Annotated in this window: 2 protein-coding genes; one reads left to right on the top strand and one right to left on the bottom strand. The window is 52.0% G+C overall.

The features are described 5' to 3' along the window. Positions 1-20: 20 nt before the first annotated feature. Entirely contained in the window at positions 21-929 is a 909-nt protein-coding gene (locus AB9F29_RS21205) for a LysR family transcriptional regulator (protein ID WP_369757164.1), read from the bottom strand. Between the two features lie 175 nt (positions 930-1,104). Between AB9F29_RS21205 and AB9F29_RS21200 the strand changes: the two genes are divergently transcribed. Further along, positions 1,105-1,386, top strand: coding sequence for a DUF4242 domain-containing protein (locus AB9F29_RS21200; RefSeq protein WP_335584417.1), 282 nt, complete (start codon positions 1,105-1,107; stop codon positions 1,384-1,386). Positions 1,387-1,471 lie beyond the last annotated feature (85 nt).

The following is a 1,471-nucleotide window of genomic DNA, read 5'->3' as shown; positions in this document are numbered from 1 at the left end:
AAGCGGTCGGCCGTTGTGTTTCAAAAGGGGCGGCTATGATAGGATAGAGGTGGGCACAATGCTGTGAGCCAATCGAGAAGCGCACGCACCGGTTTCGCCATTGCGCCCTTGCGATAAATCGCTTGGTAAACAACCGTCTCATCCAGTGGTGTGTCGACCCAGACAAGCGTCCCGTCGTTCAGATGCTTTCGCACAATGACTTCAGGGGTAAGCATCAGTCCAAACCCCATAAGCGCAGCTTCCATTTCGTACCTTGCATCGCCAGGATCGACGATCCGCATCGTTTCCGGATCGAAACCCGCGCGCCGGACGAATTCGTGCAACTCGGTTTCCTTGAATCCGTGTTCGGCCACCCACGGCAACGTGGACAGGTCCGACTTTCCACCGCTCAGCAAACTCGGGGCGGCGCAGATGATTATCGGTGCCTCAAGCAGCGTCTGCGCCGCATACCCTTCCCATGTGACACCCTTTCGAAAGCCGCGAATAGCAATATCAAAGTTGTCGAGATCGATCGGGCTCTGATTCCCATCAGGAACAAACGAAACCTTTGTATTGGGGTTCTGAGTCCAAAAATCGCTGAGGTTCGGTAATATGACAGAATTGACAAAATAGTGGGTCGTGGAAACCCGGACTCCTTTATCTTCTTGCATGCGTCGGGCCTCAGAAACGCCACTTGAAATCAAAGCAAAGGCCTCGCGGAGTGACAGGCCAAGATGACGTCCCGCCTCAGTTAGCACCAAGCCTCGGCCTTCGCGTTGAACCAGTGGAGTGCCGAGTTCGACCTCAAGCTTACGCACCTGCTGTGCGATTGCGGCAGGTGTGACGTTCAGCGTTCTTGCTGCGGCAGAATACCCCTGCATCCGCGCCGTCGCCTCAAAGGCACGAAGCGTCGTCAGGGCGGGAAGATAGTGCAAATCATTATTAGACATATGATAGCCTTACTTAAAGATCAGAAACCATTTTTAGCTACGAGAAATGCCAAATTCAAGTTAATACTTGAAGAATGGCGCAGTTGTCGACAGGAGCATACGATACTTAACATGTAACTGGAGATGATGCGAGCAACGCGCGGGTTTGGCGCGCCAGATATCAAAGGAGAATAAAATGCCCAAATTCATCGTTGAAAGAAATATTCCCGGTGCTGAAAAACTAACTGCCGACCAACTTTGCGATATTTCGCAAAAATCCAACGCGGTTGTGGATGGGCTTGGTGTCCCTTACGTCTGGCACCATACATATGCAGCCGGCGACAAGCTCTACTGCGTGCACGAGGCCCAGAATGCTGAGGCAATCTATCGTCATGCAAAAGAAGGTGGCTTTCCTGCTGATCTTGTTGCCGAGATCAAGAACACATTCGGGCCGGAAACAGCAAATCGCTCAGTTTAGTTGAGACCTCGGTGAGGGCCGAATTGGCGCGGCTCTCACGCAAACCACCTCAAGATTAAAAAATATGCCGGTAACACGTCAAAAC

Origin of the sequence: Falsihalocynthiibacter sp. S25ZX9, from assembly GCF_041205405.1 — a bacterium.
Taxonomy (GTDB): domain Bacteria; phylum Pseudomonadota; class Alphaproteobacteria; order Rhodobacterales; family Rhodobacteraceae; genus Falsihalocynthiibacter; species Falsihalocynthiibacter arcticus.
The sequence above is the reverse complement of the archived record's forward strand: the minus strand, read 5'-3'. Positions and strand labels throughout refer to the sequence as shown.